Origin of the sequence: Variovorax sp. AB1(2024) (assembly GCF_037482385.2) — a bacterium.
In the GTDB taxonomy this organism is placed as follows: Bacteria; Pseudomonadota; Gammaproteobacteria; order Burkholderiales; family Burkholderiaceae_C; genus Variovorax.
Genome location: NZ_JBBHKP020000001.1, coordinates 5,285,065 through 5,300,023 on the forward strand (window position 1 = coordinate 5,285,065; position 14,959 = coordinate 5,300,023).

The window sequence follows — 14,959 nt, forward strand, 5'->3', positions numbered from 1 at the left end:
AAATTAATGGGTCTCGGCCACTTCGGCCCTGAACACGCGCACGGCCCTGACCAGGCCGTCGGCCTGCTCCTGCAGCGACTGCGCCGTGGCCGAAGCCTCCTCGACCAGTGCGGCGTTCTGTTGCGTGACCTGGTCCATCTGCGCGATGGCCTGGTTGATCTGCTCGATGCCGGAGGTCTGCTCCTGGCTCGCGGTGGTGATCTCGCCCATGATGTCGGTGACGCGGCGCACGCTGCCCACGATCTCCTCCATCGTGCGGCCCGCTTCCGCGACCTGCTTGCTGCCGGCTTCGACCTTCTCGACGGAGTCACCGATCAGCGTCTTGATTTCCTTGGCTGCTGCCGCAGAGCGCTGCGCGAGGCTGCGCACCTCGGAGGCGACGACCGCGAAGCCGCGGCCCTGCTCGCCTGCGCGAGCGGCTTCCACCGCCGCATTCAACGCGAGGATGTTGGTCTGGAACGCGATGCCGTCGATCACGCCGATGATGTCCACGATCTTGCGGGACGACGCATTGATCGAGCCCATGGTGTCGACCACCTGCGACACCACGCTGCCGCCCTTCACCGCGACTTCCGAAGCCGACACGGCCAGCTGGTTCGCCTGGCGCGCGTTGTCCGCGTTCTGCTTCACGGTGCTCGTGAGCTCTTCCATCGAGGCCGCCGTCTGCTCCAGCGAACTGGCCTGCTGCTCGGTGCGCGACGACAGGTCCTGGTTGCCCGAGGCGATCTGGCTCGAGGCCGACATCACGCCCGCCACATTGGTGCCGACGTCCGCAACGATCGCGAACAGGTTCGCGCTCATCTGGTTCAGCGCGCGCAGCAGCCCCGTGATCTCGTCGCCGCGACGGATCTCGAACTTGGCAAGATCGCCGCCGGCAATGGCCCGCGCCACATGCAGGGCCTCGTCGAGCGGACGGAAAACGGTGCGGCCCAGGAACTGCCCGAGCCCCAGCCATGCGAGCGCAAAGCCCACGCCGCCGGCCATCGCCGCGCCGGGCAGCCAGCTGTGCGCACCAGCGGAAGCGACCAGCCGGCCCGCTTCCATCCAGCCCGCGATGCCCGAACCGAGCGACAGCAGCGCGGCCGCCGTGGTCACGCCGAACACGCGCTGGCGCACCGGTATGCGCCGCAGCTGCGCCAGCGGGTTCATCCAGCCGCGCTGTACCACCTGCCCCTGCTGCAGCGTGATGCCCTCGGCGCCGCCTTCGCGCAGGCGGCGGTAGAGCGCATCGGCCTCGGCCACGTCGGCGCGGTCGGGCCGGCTGCGCACCGACATGTAGCCCTGCACGCGGCCGTCGCGCCGGATCGGCGTGACATTGGCGAGCACCCAGTAGAAGTCGCCATTGCTGCGCCGGTTCTTGATGAGGCCGGTCCAGGGCAGGCCCTGCCCCAGCGTCTGCCACAGGTCGGCAAAGGCTTCGGGCGGCACGTCGGGATGGCGCACGATGTTGTGCGCCTTGCCCATGAGCTCGTCCACGGTAAAGCCGCTGGCCTCGACGAAGGCCGGGTTGACGTAGGTGATGCGACCCTTGAGGTCGGTGCGGGACACCAGGGCGGCGTCCTTCGGGAGTTCGTATTCGATGCCGGTGACTGGTAGATTGACACGCATGATCCAGGCCTCGCTCTCAGGCCAGGGCCAGTTGATTGCGGCCGAGCTGGAACACGCCGACGACTTGCGACAGGCTGCCTGCCTGCTCCTGCAGCGACTGGGCGGCGGCCGAAGCCTCTTCGACCAGCGCGGCGTTCTGTTGTGTGACCTGGTCCATCTGCGTGATGGCCTGGTTGATCTGCTCGATGCCTGAGGTCTGCTCCTGGCTCGCTGCGGTGATCTCGCCCATGATGTCCGTCACACGCTTCACGCTGCCGACGATTTCTTCCATCGTGCGGCCCGCCTCGGCGACCTGCTTGCTGCCTTCCTCGACCTTCTCCACGGAATCGCCGATCAGCGTCTTGATCTCCTTGGCTGCCGCTGCCGAGCGCTGTGCGAGGCTGCGCACTTCCGATGCCACCACCGCAAAGCCTCGGCCCTGCTCGCCTGCACGGGCCGCTTCCACCGCCGCATTCAGCGCCAGGATGTTGGTCTGGAATGCGATGCCGTCGATCACGCCGATGATGTCGACGATCTTCTTGGACGACGCATTGATCGAGCCCATGGTGTCGACCACCTGCGACACGACGCTGCCGCCCTTCACAGCGACTTCCGAAGCCGATACGGCCAGCTGGTTTGCCTGACGTGCGTTGTCCGCGTTCTGCTTCACGGTAGAAGTCAGCTCCTCCATGGAAGCAGCCGTCTGCTCCAGCGAACTGGCCTGCTGTTCGGTGCGCGACGACAGGTCCTGGTTGCCCGAAGCGATCTGGCTGGACGCCGTGGCGATCGTGTCGGTGCCGGTGCGCACCTCGCCCACCACCTTGGCCAGGCTCTCGTTCATGTTCTTGAGCGCCTGCATCAACTGGCCCGCCTCGTCGCGGCTTTCCACGCGGATGTCGGCGCTCAGGTCGCCGGCCGCCACGGTCTCGGCCACTTCCAGCGCGTGGCCCAGCGGGCGCACGATGCCCACGCTCAGGCGCCAGGCGAACAGCGCGCCGAGCACGACGGCGATGGACGCCAGCACGATCAGCGTGGTACGGCCCGCCATGTAGTCGTCACCGATGCGCTTGGCGGCGGCATCGATCTTCTCGCGCTGATGCTGGGCCAGTGCCTCGACGGCGCCGCCGTACACGCCCAGCGCTTCGCTGAACTTGGTGTCGACCAGCGTGTTCGCTTCGGCGAGCTGGCCGCTGTCCTTGAGCTTGTTGAGCACGCCCACCGTCTCGAGCACCACGGCGCGCGAGGCCGACACCTTGGCATACAGCGCCTTCTCCTCCGGCGTGTCCAGCATCGATTCGAGCTTCTTCTGCGCCGGGCTGATGCGTGCCGAGCCGGCCGCCTGCAGCTTGGAGAAATAGGCGGCAATGGCGGGATCGGTGGTCTTGACCATCGCGAAGTTGGCCACCGTGTTCGACCTGAGGTTGCTCAGCCATTCGTTGGCCAGGCGCTCCTTCACCAGCGCCTTCTCCACCATCTCGTCGGTGGCATGGCCCACATTGGTCAGCCGCAGCACGCCGGTGCCGGCAATGAAAGCCATCAGCAGCAGCATCACCGCGAAGCCGAGCCCCAGGCGCGTGCCGATTTTCAGATCCTTCAAACTCATCGCTCTCTTCTTTCAATAACGGGAGACGGCGGCTGTTGCACGCAAAGCGGCAACGCCGTCATCCTGTTATCGGCATCGGATCGCCAGACTTGAGTCCTTTCGTGTCAAAACTCGGTCCAATCGCCTTTGGGGTCGCCGGCCATCGCCAACTGCGGCGCCGGAGCGGCGGCCGGCGCACGGCGTGCGGGCAGCGCCTTGGCAGGCTGCTTCGCCAACGGCCGCGTGGGTTTTGCGGGCCGGGGGATGGGGGTGATGCGGGTGAAGCCGGGGCGCACGGTGGCAACGGCATTGGCATCGATCTTGAAGATGCTCACGGTCTGCACGAGGCTGCCGGCCTGCTCCTGCAGCGACTGGGCGGCGGCCGAAGCCTCTTCGACCAGCGCCGCGTTCTGCTGCGTGACCTGGTCCATCTGCGTGATGGCCTGGTTGATCTGTTCGATGCCGGAGGTCTGTTCCTGGCTCGCTGCGGTGATCTCGCCCATGATGTCCGTCACGCGCTTGACGCTGCCGACGATTTCTTCCATCGTGCGGCCCGCCTCGGCGACCTGCTTGCTGCCTTCCTCGACCTTCTCCACGGAATCGCCGATCAGCGTCTTGATTTCCTTGGCTGCTGCTGCCGAGCGCTGTGCGAGGCTGCGCACTTCCGATGCCACCACCGCAAAGCCTCGGCCCTGCTCACCTGCACGGGCGGCTTCCACAGCCGCATTCAGCGCCAGGATGTTGGTCTGGAACGCGATGCCGTCGATCACGCCGATGATGTCCACGATCTTCTTGGAAGATGCGTCGATGGAGCCCATCGTTCCGACCACCTGCGACACGACGCTTCCGCCCTTGACCGCCACTTCGGAAGCCGAAACCGCCAGCTGGTTCGCCTGCCGCGCGTTGTCCGCGTTCTGCTTCACCGTGCTCGTGAGCTGTTCCATCGAGGCAGCGGTCTGCTCCAGCGAGCTGGCCTGCTGCTCCGTGCGCGACGACAGGTCCTGGTTGCCGGAAGCGATCTGGCTGGACGCGGTGGCGATCGTGTCCGTTCCCATGCGCACGTCGCGCACGATGCGAACCAGGCTTTCGTTCATCGCCTTCAGCGCAGCCATCAGCCGGCCGGTCTCGTCTTTCGAGTGCACTTCGATGCGCGACGTGATGTCGCCCGCGGCCACCTTCTCGGCCACCTGCACGGCCTCGCCGATCGGACGCGTGATCGATCGCGTGGTGAACCATGCGATGGCCGCGCCGAACAGTATGGCGAAGCCGCCCAGCGCGAGCATCAGGTTGCGCGACCATGCATAGCCTTCGGCGGCTTCCCGGTTGGCGGCCCGGGCCTGCCTGTTTTCGCTGGCGTCCATGGCGTCGAGTTCGGCCAGCACGCCCCGCACGGCCGGCTGGAACTTCGTGATGAAGACCTGCGTCGCTTCCTCGTTCTTGTTCTGCAGCGCCAGCTCGGACAACTGCGAATTCAGCGGCAGGAGCAGCGCAGCCTTCTCGTCGGCCCTGGCCAGCAGGGCCTTGCCTTCCGGCCCGGTCAGCGTCTTCTCCAAGGTCTTGTGGGCTTCCGTGTAGCGTTCGCGGGCGCTGGCGATCTTCTTCGACTCCTCGCGCATGGCGGCTTCTTCGGTCAGCAGGATCAGGTTGCCGTCGAGGATGGCGATCTCGCGGACGGCGTCCGACATCGTGTTGACCGCGGCCATCCTGACGTTGTTGCCCTCGACGATGCCTTCGAGCCGCGACTGCACGTCGCCCATGGCCTGTAGCCCGAGGCCGATGGCCCCGGCCAGCATCAGAAGAACGGCGGCAAAGCCGGCACCCAGGCGGGTGCCGATCCGTAGATTGAGAAATGAGCGCATGGGTGTTTCAGGAATCTCTTGCGTTGACGTTTTGAAGAACCCGGTCCAGCCTTTCGGCGGTCTTCAGCGCGTTGTGGCGGGAACGGTGGAAGGAGCGCGCGATGAACCACGCAATGACAATTCCGGCAAGCAGCGATGCGGCGCCCATCGCCAGCATCGCGCTGCGGGCCCACGCCAGGCCGGCGCCAGCCTGGAAACCGACGCCGAGCGCCGCCGCAAGCAGCAGGAAGAACACGGCAATGCCGGCGCCCAGGCGCAGGGCGAACTTCGGAGAAAGGCGGGCACGGGACAACACCTCGTCAAACCGCCACGGCAACGGCCTCGTCGGCGTCGATCTTGAAGGTGCTGACAGCCCTGACAAGGTTGTCGGCCTGTTCCTGCAGCGACTGGGCGGCGGCCGAGGCCTGCTCGACCAGCGCGGCGTTCTGCTGCGTCACCTGGTCCATCTGCGTGATGGCCTGGTTGATCTGCTCGATGCCCGAGGTCTGCTCCTGGCTCGCTGCCGTGATCTCGCCCATGATGTCGGTCACTCGGCGCACGCTGCCGACGATCTCTTCCATCGTGCGGCCGGCTTCGCTGACTTGCTTGCTGCCTTCCTCGACTTTCTCCACGGAGTCGCCGATGAGGGTCTTGATTTCCTTGGCCGCCGATGCCGAGCGCTGCGCGAGGTTGCGCACTTCGGAAGCCACCACGGCAAAGCCCTTGCCCTGCTCGCCGGCGCGTGCGGCTTCCACCGCCGCGTTCAAGGCGAGGATGTTGGTCTGAAACGCGATGCCGTCGATCACGCCGATGATGTCGACGATCTTCTTTGACGAAGCATTGATCGAGCCCATGGTGTCGACCACCTGCGACACCACGCTGCCACCCTTCACCGCCACCTCGGAGGCCGAAACCGCCAGCTGGTTCGCCTGGCGCGCGTTGTCCGCGTTCTGCTTCACCGTGCTCGTGAGCTGTTCCATCGAGGCAGCCGTCTGCTCCAGCGAGCTGGCCTGCTGTTCGGTGCGCGACGACAGGTCTTCGTTGCCCGCCGCGATCTGCCGGGACGCCACCGCAATCGCGTCGGTCGACGCCTTGATGCGCGTCACCAGGTCGGTCAGCGTATCTTCCATGTCGCCCATGCCGCGCAACAGCCGGCCGAAGTCGCCGCCGCGATCGGTCTCGAATTCCTGGCTCAGGTCGCCGGACGCCACGGTCTCGGCGATGAGCAGCGCCTCGCCGATCGGCTGCACGATGCCGCGCGTCAGCAGCCATGCAATGACCGAACCCAGCGCCAGGGCAAGCGCCGCCAGCACGACGAGATAGACGCGGCCCGACTGGTACCGGGCTTCGATGTCGCTGGCCGTGCTGTCGATCTGCTGCTGCTGCAGCGCGGCCATCGCGCGGATGCTGGCATCGTAGGTTTCGAGCACGGGCAGCAGTTGCGTGTCGGTGAGCTTCGCGGCCTCTTCCGGCTGGCCGTCCGCCTTCAGCTTGAGCAGCTTGTTGCGCAGCTCGACGTAGTCGCCGCGCTTTTTCTTGATGTCGGCGCTCAGCGCCAGCTCCGCGGGGGACACCAGCATGTCCTCGAGCTTCTTCTGTGTCTCGGAAATTCCGGCGCTGGTGACGGCAATGCCTTTTTTCAGGTAGTCCTGCACCGTGGCGTCGGTGCTCTTGAGCAGCGAGATGGTGCGCACGCCGTTGGAGGTGGTGCCCAGTTGCCAGGCCGAGGCCAGGCGTTCCTTCACCAGCGACTGCCGGGCCAGTTCCTTCGTGGCCTCGCCCACGGCCTGCAGGCGCAGCACGCCCAGGCCGGCGATCAGCACCACCAGCGCGAGCACGACCGCGAATCCGGCGCCCAGGCGCCGGCTCGTATTCCAATTCTTCATGTGGCTTGTCTCCTGTCGGACCCTCTGGTGTCTTCTTTATGCGGTGCCCGGAGAAAGCTCAGGCCGCCATCTTCTCGATGAGGCCCATTTCCTGGCTCGACATGAGCCGGTCGATGTCCACCAGGATCAGCATCCGCTCTTCCAGCGTGCCCAGCCCGATCAGGTAGTCCGCGTCCAGCACCGAACCCATCTCCGGCGCCGGCTTGATCTGCTCGGCCGACAGCGTGATCACGTCCGACACGCTGTCCACCACCATCCCCACCACGCGACCGCCGATGTTCAGCACGATCACCACCGTGAACTGGTCGTACGTCGGGTCGCCCAGCTTGAACTTGATGCGCATGTCGATGATCGGGACGATGATCCCGCGCAGGTTCACCACCCCCTTGATGTACTCCGGCGCGTTCGCGATGCGCGTCACCGCGTCGTAGCCGCGCAGCTCCTGCACCTTCTGGATGTCGATCCCGTATTCCTCTTCGCCCAGCTTGAACGTCACCACCTCCAGGCGGCCCGCGCCTGTGGAAGCGCCGGGCTGCTGCTGTTGCCGTTGCTGGATGCTTGCGATCTCTTCCATGGGAATTCCTGTGTATTCCAGTGTTGGGGAAAGGCTTGCCGCGCCTGCGGCCGCCGATACCGGGCAAGGCTGCGCCGCGCGGGGCTCAGCCGAATTTCTGCATGATGCGAACCAGCTTCTCGCCGTACTTCGGATCGGTGGCGTAGCCCGCGCGCTGCAGGCCGTGCGCCGCTTCGTGCGGGTCGTCGGTGGCCAGCACGTTCGCGTAGCGCGGGTTGCGCGTGATGAAGCGCGCGTAGTCGGTGAAGGCTTCGTCGTACGAGGCGTAGGCGCGGAACTTGGCGCGCACCTTCTGCGGCTCGCCGTCGACGTATTCGGTGGTGGTGGTCTCGACCGTCGGGCCTTTCCAGCTGCGGTCGGCCTTGATGCCGAAGAGGTTGAAGCTCTGCGTGCCGTCGTCCGCGCGGATCTCGCGCTTGCCCCAGCCCGACTCCAGCGCGGCCTGCGCCAGGATCAGCGGCGCGGGAACGCCGCTGGCCGTGCTGGCCACCTGCGCGGAAGCGCCCATGCGGCCCACGAACTCGTCGACCTGGCCCTGCAGCGAAGCATTCGCTGCCGGCGCACGGCGCTCGCCGCTGTACTGGTACACGCCCAGGTCGGCCGCCGTGGAGACACGCCCGGTGGGTGCGGAGCCGATGGGAATGCCCGCGCGCGGAGACAACGGCAGGCCGCTGGCGCGCGGCTCGAGCAGCATCGGCCGGATGCCGATCTCGGCGTCCGCCTCCGCATCGGGCGGGCCCGACGGCAAGGTGCGGCGCAGTTGCTCGAGCATGGCCTCGGCCAGCCCCACGCCGCGCCCCGAGAGGTTCTGCGCGAGCTGCTGGTCGAACATCGACTGGTAGACCTTCTGGCTCTGGCTGTCGAGCATGCCGCTGGAAGGGGTGGCTTCGCGCATGCTCTTGAGCACCATGTTCATGAACATGGCCTCGAACTGGCGCGAGACCTGCTGCAGGCCTTCTTCCGGCGACGCGCGCACGGTGCGGCGCAGCGCATCGACGCCCTGCACGTCCAGCGCAAAGCGCTGGTCGAGCGCGCCGGCGCGGCTGGCCACGTCGGAGGTGTTCCATGCGCCCGCGCCGGCGCTCATGTTCGAGACGGTCATGCGTGCGGCCTCAGATGATTTCCAGCTCGGCGCTCAGCGCGCCGGCCGATTTCATGGCCTGCAGGATCGACACCAGGTCCTGCGGATTCGCGCCCAGCGCATTGAGCCCCTTGACCACGTCCGACAGCGAGGCACCGCCGCGCACCATCTGCATGGCGCCGCCGCCCTGGTTCACCGAAATCTGCGACGTCTGCGCCGCCACTGTGGTGCCGCCCGAGAGCGCACCCGGCTGGCTGATGACGGGCTCGGTGTTGATGACCACCGACAGGTTGCCGTGCGCGATGGCGCAGTCCTTCACCCGCACTGCCTGGTTCATGACCACCGAGCCAGTGCGCGCATTGACCACCACGCGCGCGCCGGCCTGCGTCGGCGTCACTTCGAGGTCTTCGAGCTTCGCGAGGAAACCCACGCGCTGCTGCGGCTCGGGCGCCCGCACGCGAATGACGCGCGCGTCGATCGCCTCGGCCGAGCCCGCGCCGAACTGCCGGTTGATGGCATCGACCGCGCGCTGCGTGGTGCCGAAGTCGGAGCGGTTGAGTTCGAGCGTGAACGTGCCTTCGCCGCCCACCGGCGCCTCGACCGTGCGCTCGACCAGCGCGCCGCCCGGAATGCGGCCCGAGCTCAGCTGGTTGACCTGCACCTTGCTGCCATTGGCCGACGCGCCCGCGCCGCCGACCACCATGTTGCCCTGCGCCACCGCATAGGTCGCGCCGTCGACGCCCTTCAGCGGCGTCATCAGCAGCGTGCCGCCGCGCAGGCTCTTCGCATTGCCCATGGACGACACCGTCACGTCGATGTTCTGCCCCGGCCGCGCGAACGAAGGCAGCGTGGCCGTCACCATGACCGCCGCCACGTTCTTCAGCTGCATGTTCACGCCCTGCGGAATCGTGATGCCCAGCTGCTGCAGCATGTTGTTCAGGCTCTGCGTGGTGAACGGCGTCTGCATCGTCTGGTCGCCCGTACCGTCCAGGCCCACCATGAGCCCATAGCCGATCAACGGGTTGTCCCGCACCCCCTGGATGCTCGCCAGCTCCTTGAGCCGCTCCGCATGCGCGGGCGCAAAAAGCAGCGAAGCAAACAACGCAGCCGCCGCGATGCGCCAGCGAGCCGTAAAGTTCGTGAGATGCCGCGGAACCGGCTTTGCCGGGCCGCAGGCATCGCCCCCTGCAAGGGGGAAGGAGAAGCGACACGAAGTGCGCGAAGCCTGGGGGTTTTTCATAGTCAAAATGGCATGACGTTGAGGAAGATGCGCTGCATCCAACCCATGGTCTGGGCCTCGTCGATGTAGCCCTTGGCCGAGTACTCGATGCGCGCGTCGGCCACCAGCGTCGAAGGCACGGTGTTGTTGCCCGACACGGTGCGCGGATTCACCACGCCAGAGAAGCGGATGAACTCCGTGCCCTGGTTGATGCCCATCTGCTTCTCGCCGCTCACCAGCAGGTTGCCGTTGCCCATCACGTCCACCACCGTGACCGTGATCACGCCGCTGAAAGTGTTGTTGGCGTTGGCGCCGCCCTTGGCGGTGAGCGAGTTGGTGCCGCTGAGCTTGGTGTCCTGCCCGTCGAGCAGGCCGCCGATGAGTTTCGGAATCGCCGCGAACACGCTCGTGGTGCTGCCCGCGCGGCTGGCGTTCGCGCCCGAGTTCTTGGTGGCATTGACCTTCTCGTTGATCACGATGGTCAGGATGTCGCCGATGTTGCGCGGGCGCCGGTCCTCGAACAGCGCGTTGGCGCCCGGACCGTCCTGGAAGATCGCGCCGGGTGAGCGCCGCGGCTGCAGCTGCGCATAGCTCTCGGCGCGCGCCGTCATCGGCTGGTGCACCAGCGGCTCGCGCGGCAATTGCGCGCAGCCCGCGGCCAGCGCGGCGACGAGCATCGCCGGCAGCACCCTGGCGGCGCCGCCCCGACGAAGAAGACGCGCACCCTGCATCACAGCTGGGCCAGGCGCTGCAGCATCTGGTCCGAAGTCTGGACCGCCTTGCTGTTGATTTCGTACGAACGCTGGGTGGCGATCATGTTGACCAGCTCTTCCACCACGTTCACGTTCGAAGCCTCCACGTAGCCCTGGCTCAGCGTGCCCGCGCCGTCGACGCCGGGGTTCACCTGGTTGGGCGCGCCCGAGGCGTCGGTTTCGGCATACAGGTTCTCGCCACGGCTTTCCAGGCCCGTCGGATTGACGAAGGTCGCGAGCTGCAGCTGGCCGATCTGCACGGTGTTCGTGCTGCCTGCCTGCACCACCGACACGATGCCGTCGCGGCCCACCGTAATGCTGGTGGCGTTGGCCGGGATGGTGATGGCGGGCTGCACCGGGAAGCCGCTGGCGGTCACGAGCTGGCCGTCGCGGTCTTTCTGGAACGAGCCGTCGCGCGTGTACGAGGTGGTGCCGTCGGGCATCAGCACCTGGAAGAAGCCGCCGCCGCTGATGGCCACGTCGGTCGGCTTGTCGGTCTTGGTGAGGTTGCCCTGCGAGTGGATACGCTCGGTGGCGACCACGTGCACGCCGGTGCCGACCTGCAGGCCCGAAGGCAGGCGGGTCTGGTCGGACGACTGGGCGCCGCTCTGGCGCAGGTTCTGGTAGACCAGGTCTTCGAACACGGCGCGGCTGCGCTTGAAGCCGGTGGTGCCGACGTTGGCCAGGTTGTTCGACACGACGTCGAGCTGCGTCTGCTGCGCATCGAGGCCGGTCTTGGCGATGTAGAGGGAACGAATCATTTCTTGAAAATCCTGCGTGTGTTGCGTGCGGGGCGCGTGATGGCCGGAATGCGGTGCCTGCGGCCGATCAGCCGTAGGCCAGCAGCTTGTTGGCCGCCTGCGCGTTGGTGTCGGCGGTCTGCAGCGACTTCATCTGCATCTCGAAGCTGCGTGCATTGGCCAGCATCGCGACCATGGCCTCGACCGGGTTCACGTTGCTGCCCTCGACCGCGCCGGTGACGACCGTGACGGCCTCGTCGGCCTGGGCCGGCGGCAGGCCTTCGCGCATGCGGAAGAGCCCGTCGTCGCCGCGCACGAGGTCGGTGGTGGGCGGGTTGACCAGCTTCAGGCGGCCCACCTCGGCAATGCCGGTGAGCGTGCCCGAGGCGGGGTCGCGCGCGCCGACCAGGCCGTTGGGCGCGATGGCCACGGCCGAGCCGGGCGGCACGGTCATGGCGCCGTTGTCGCCCATCACGGCGCGTCCGCCCATGGTGGTGATCTGGCCGTCGGCGCCGATCTGCAGGTTGCCCACGCGGGTGTAGGCCTCGCCGCCGTCGGGCGTCTGCACCACCAGCCAGCCCTGGCCGCTGACGGCCACGTCGAGCGCGCGGCCGGTTTCGGTGAGCGGGCCGTGCGTGAAATCCGCACCGGGCGTGGTCGCGGCCACGAAGGCGCGCGTCGGCGCCTCCTGGCCGACCACGGGCACCGCGCGGAAGTTGGCGATCTGCGCGCGGAAGCCCGGCGTAGAGACGTTCGCCATGTTGTTGGCCACGGTGGCCTGCTGATCCATGGCCTGCTTGGCGCCGCTCATCGCGACATACAACATTCGATCCACTGGGTGCTCCTGGTGCCGGTCGTTCGGTGGTGGTGGTCGGGGTGCCGCGTCAGCGGATGTTCATCAGCGTCTGCATGACCTGGTCCTGCGTCTTCACGGTCTGCGCGTTGGCCTGGTAGTTGCGCTGCGCGACGATGAGGTTGACGAGTTCGGAGGTCAGGTCGACGTTGGACGACTCCAGCGCGCCCGACTTCAGCGAGCCGAGCTTGGTGCCCTCGCCGGGCGTGCCGGTGAGCGCGTTGCCCGAAGCCAGCGTCTCGCCCCACACGTTGTTGCCCTTGGGCTCCAGGCCGTTCGGGTTGGCGAAGGACGACAGCACGACCTGGCCCAGCAGCTTGGTCTGCTCGTTGGAGAACTTGCCGGTGATGGTGCCGTCGGGGTTGATGGAGAACGAGGTCAGTTCGCCCGAACGGTAGCCGTCCTGGCTCAGCTTGCTCATGCCGTTGGCGGCGCCGAACTGGGTGGTGCCCGACAGGTCGATCGACGCGGTCAGCGGGGCCGCGCCGTTGGTGAAGGTGATGGCGCCGGTGCTCAGCTTGCCGCCGGCCGGCGCGGTCATCACGCCCTTGCTGTCGAAAGTGAGCGTGGTGAGCGCGGCGCCCGCGTTCAGCGGCGCGCCGTCGGCGGTGCCGTACACGTTCCAGGTGTTGGCCGGCGTGGCGCTCTTCACGAAGTACACGGACAGGTCATGCGGATTGCCGAGCGAGTCGTACACCGGGCCGAGGGCGTTCGAGTAGTTGAACGTGCCGGAGTCGGCCGGGTTGAACGGCGTCTTGGCGGGTACGCCGAGGCGCGCGTCGAGGTTGAACTCGGCATTGACGTTGCCGGTGGCGCTGGGCGTCATCGACGCGGTCGGGATCTGGATGGCCGACGGCGTGCCGCCGTTGATGCCGCCGCTGGCGTTCACGCCGTAGCCCGTCAGGCGCAGGCCGGATGCATTGACGATGTAGCCGTCCTTGTCGCGCGTGAACTGGCCGTTGCGCGAATACGCGACCTCGCCGGTGGCGCTGCTCAGGCGGAAGAAGCCGTCGCCGTTCAGGATGGCCACGTCCAGCGGACGGCTGCTCGACTGCGTCACGCCCTGCGTGAAGTTCTGCACCACGCCCGACACCGAGGCACCGAGGCCGACGCGCGAGCCGGCATACACGTCCTGGAAGGTGGCGGCGGCGGACTTGTAGCCCACGGTGCCCGAGTTGGCGATGTTGTTGCCGATGACGTCGAGGTTGGCCGCGGCCACGCCGAGTCCGCTGATGCCCTGGGAAAAGCTCATGATGGTTCCTTACTTCAATGCGTTCAGTGCTGCGATGGATGAGAGAGGAGGCACGCGCCTCACAGGAACAGGCGCACGTCGGACAGGCCGATGCTGGCGCCCGAGCCCAGTTCGAGCGTGACGCCGCCGGCGCCCTGCTTGACGGCCGCCACCTGAGAGAAGGTCAGCGCGGTGGAGGTCACGGCGGAGGCGCCGTTCTTGGCATCGACGGTGAAGCGGTAGGCGCCTTCGGCGACCGCGTTGCCGGCCTCGTCCTTGCCGTCCCAGGTGACGGCGTTGACGCCTTCCTTCATGGGGCCGGCGTCGAGGGTGCGAACCACGTTGCCCTTGTCGTCGAGGATCTTGATCGTGACGTCCGCGGCGGTGCCCGGCAGCTGCACGCCGAAGGCCTGCGTGGCGGGGTCCTTGCCCTCTTCGGGCTTCTTGGTGGTGAGCACGTCGCCCGGCGACAGCACGTTGTAGCCGATGAGGGAGGTCGCCTGCAGCAGCTGGTTGGCGCCGGTCTGGTTCACCAGGCCCGAGAGCGTGGTGTTGAGCTTTTCGATGCCGGTCACGGTGCTCATCTGCGCGAGCTGCGAGGTGAGCTCGGCGTTCTGCATCGGGTTGAGCGGGTCCTGGTTGTTGAGCTGCGTGACCAGCAGCTTGAGGAAGCGCTGCTCGTTGTCCTGGCTGGAGACGGTGTTGCCGGTCGCGGTCGATGCGTTCTGACCGGAGATGGAAGATGTGTCGGAGATGGCCATGGCGTGGTGGGTATGAGGGGGTTTACTGGCCGATGGTCAGCGTCTTGACCATCAGCGTCTTGGCCGTGTTGAGCACTTCGACGTTGGCCTGGTAGCTGCGCGAGGCCGAGATCATGTTGGTCATCTCTTCGACCACGTTGACGTTGGGCATCGCGACGTAGCCTTCGCCGTTGGCATGCGGGCTCTTGGGGTCGAACACCATCCTGGGCGGCGACGGGTCTTCGATCACGCCCGACACCTTCACGCCGCCGATGTCCTGGTGGCCCGAAGGCGCGACCTCGAACACCACCTGCCTGGCGCGGTAGGGCATGCCGTCGGGGCCGGCCACGCTCTCGGCGTTGGCCAGGTTGCTCGCGGTCACGTTCATGCGCTGCGATTGCGCGGTCATGGCCGAGCCCGCCACGTTGAAGATGTTCATGGAACTGCTTGGGAACGGCATGGCTTACTGCTGCGCCGCGGAGAGCAGCGACTTGATCTTGGCGTTGATGACGGTGAGGTTGGACTCGTAGCGCAGCGCGTTGTCGGCGAAGGCGATGCGCTCGACGTCCATCTCGACGGTGTTGCCGTCCAGGCTCGACTGGTTGGGCGTGCGGTAGAGCAGGTCTTTGTCGGGCATGGCCTGCGCCTGGCCCGCGAGATGGCGCGCCGAGGTGGTGGCCAGCGACATCGACTGCGACGCGCGGCCGCGCTCGACGGCTTCGCTCAGGCGGCTGCCGAAGTCGAAGTCGCGCGCCTTGTAGTTGGGCGTGTCGGCATGCGCGATATTGGCCGCGAGCACCTCCTGGCGCTCGGCCCGGAGGTTGAGGGCTTCGCGATTGAAGCGAAGCGCCGCATCCAGCTTGTCGATCATCTTTT

Annotated in this window: 15 protein-coding genes; all 15 read right to left on the bottom strand. The window is 67.0% G+C overall.

What is annotated here, in order from left to right:
- Window positions 1-3 precede the first annotated feature (3 nt).
- Window positions 4-1,608 (bottom strand): methyl-accepting chemotaxis protein, encoded by a 1,605-nt coding sequence (locus tag WIX39_RS24715; protein WP_409196092.1) that lies wholly within the window; start codon window positions 1,606-1,608, stop codon window positions 4-6.
- A 16-nt stretch (window positions 1,609-1,624) separates the two neighbouring features.
- On the bottom strand, window positions 1,625-3,190 hold the full coding sequence (locus WIX39_RS24720; protein WP_081265895.1) for a methyl-accepting chemotaxis protein: 1,566 nt from the start codon (window positions 3,188-3,190) through the stop codon (window positions 1,625-1,627).
- A 104-nt stretch (window positions 3,191-3,294) separates the two neighbouring features.
- Entirely contained in the window at window positions 3,295-5,028 is a 1,734-nt protein-coding gene (locus WIX39_RS24725; RefSeq protein WP_409196093.1) for a methyl-accepting chemotaxis protein, read from the bottom strand.
- Between the two features lie 7 nt (window positions 5,029-5,035).
- Complete coding sequence (locus WIX39_RS24730; RefSeq protein WP_409196094.1) at window positions 5,036-5,320, bottom strand: hypothetical protein; 285 nt, start codon at window positions 5,318-5,320, stop codon at window positions 5,036-5,038.
- A gap of 7 nt (window positions 5,321-5,327) precedes the next feature.
- Window positions 5,328-6,893 carry a methyl-accepting chemotaxis protein gene (locus WIX39_RS24735; RefSeq protein ID WP_409196095.1) on the bottom strand — a complete coding sequence of 522 codons (1,566 nt, stop codon included), beginning with the start codon at window positions 6,891-6,893 and terminating at the stop codon, window positions 5,328-5,330.
- Between the two features lie 58 nt (window positions 6,894-6,951).
- The gene (locus tag WIX39_RS24740) at window positions 6,952-7,467 is read right to left on the bottom strand and encodes a chemotaxis protein CheW (protein WP_409196096.1); all 516 of its coding nucleotides are present in this window, start codon (window positions 7,465-7,467) and stop codon (window positions 6,952-6,954) included.
- Window positions 7,468-7,552: 85 nt separating this feature from the next.
- Complete coding sequence (gene flgJ / locus WIX39_RS24745) at window positions 7,553-8,569, bottom strand: flagellar assembly peptidoglycan hydrolase FlgJ (protein WP_285412771.1); 1,017 nt, start codon at window positions 8,567-8,569, stop codon at window positions 7,553-7,555.
- A 10-nt stretch (window positions 8,570-8,579) separates the two neighbouring features.
- The gene (locus WIX39_RS24750) at window positions 8,580-9,665 is read right to left on the bottom strand and encodes a flagellar basal body P-ring protein FlgI (protein ID WP_409196366.1); all 1,086 of its coding nucleotides are present in this window, start codon (window positions 9,663-9,665) and stop codon (window positions 8,580-8,582) included.
- A gap of 125 nt (window positions 9,666-9,790) precedes the next feature.
- Window positions 9,791-10,498 carry a flagellar basal body L-ring protein FlgH gene (locus tag WIX39_RS24755; RefSeq protein WP_081265899.1) on the bottom strand — a complete coding sequence of 236 codons (708 nt, stop codon included), beginning with the start codon at window positions 10,496-10,498 and terminating at the stop codon, window positions 9,791-9,793.
- Window positions 10,498-11,280 carry a flagellar basal-body rod protein FlgG gene (gene flgG / locus WIX39_RS24760; RefSeq protein WP_081265900.1) on the bottom strand — a complete coding sequence of 261 codons (783 nt, stop codon included), beginning with the start codon at window positions 11,278-11,280 and terminating at the stop codon, window positions 10,498-10,500. Before flgG ends, WIX39_RS24755 begins: the two co-directional genes overlap by 1 nt.
- Before the next feature lie 67 nt (window positions 11,281-11,347).
- The gene (locus WIX39_RS24765; RefSeq protein WP_081265901.1) at window positions 11,348-12,094 is read right to left on the bottom strand and encodes a flagellar basal body rod protein FlgF; all 747 of its coding nucleotides are present in this window, start codon (window positions 12,092-12,094) and stop codon (window positions 11,348-11,350) included.
- A 49-nt stretch (window positions 12,095-12,143) separates the two neighbouring features.
- A complete protein-coding gene (gene flgE / locus WIX39_RS24770; RefSeq protein ID WP_081265902.1) occupies window positions 12,144-13,364 on the bottom strand; it encodes a flagellar hook protein FlgE in 1,221 nt (406 codons plus the stop codon).
- A gap of 59 nt (window positions 13,365-13,423) precedes the next feature.
- The gene (locus tag WIX39_RS24775) at window positions 13,424-14,104 is read right to left on the bottom strand and encodes a flagellar hook assembly protein FlgD (protein WP_409196097.1); all 681 of its coding nucleotides are present in this window, start codon (window positions 14,102-14,104) and stop codon (window positions 13,424-13,426) included.
- 22 nt (window positions 14,105-14,126) lie between these two features.
- On the bottom strand, window positions 14,127-14,543 hold the full coding sequence (gene flgC / locus WIX39_RS24780; RefSeq protein WP_081265904.1) for a flagellar basal body rod protein FlgC: 417 nt from the start codon (window positions 14,541-14,543) through the stop codon (window positions 14,127-14,129).
- Window positions 14,544-14,546: 3 nt separating this feature from the next.
- Window positions 14,547-14,954, bottom strand: a complete 408-nt coding sequence (gene flgB / locus WIX39_RS24785) for a flagellar basal body rod protein FlgB (protein WP_081266019.1) — start codon at window positions 14,952-14,954, stop codon at window positions 14,547-14,549.
- Window positions 14,955-14,959: the final 5 nt, after the last annotated feature.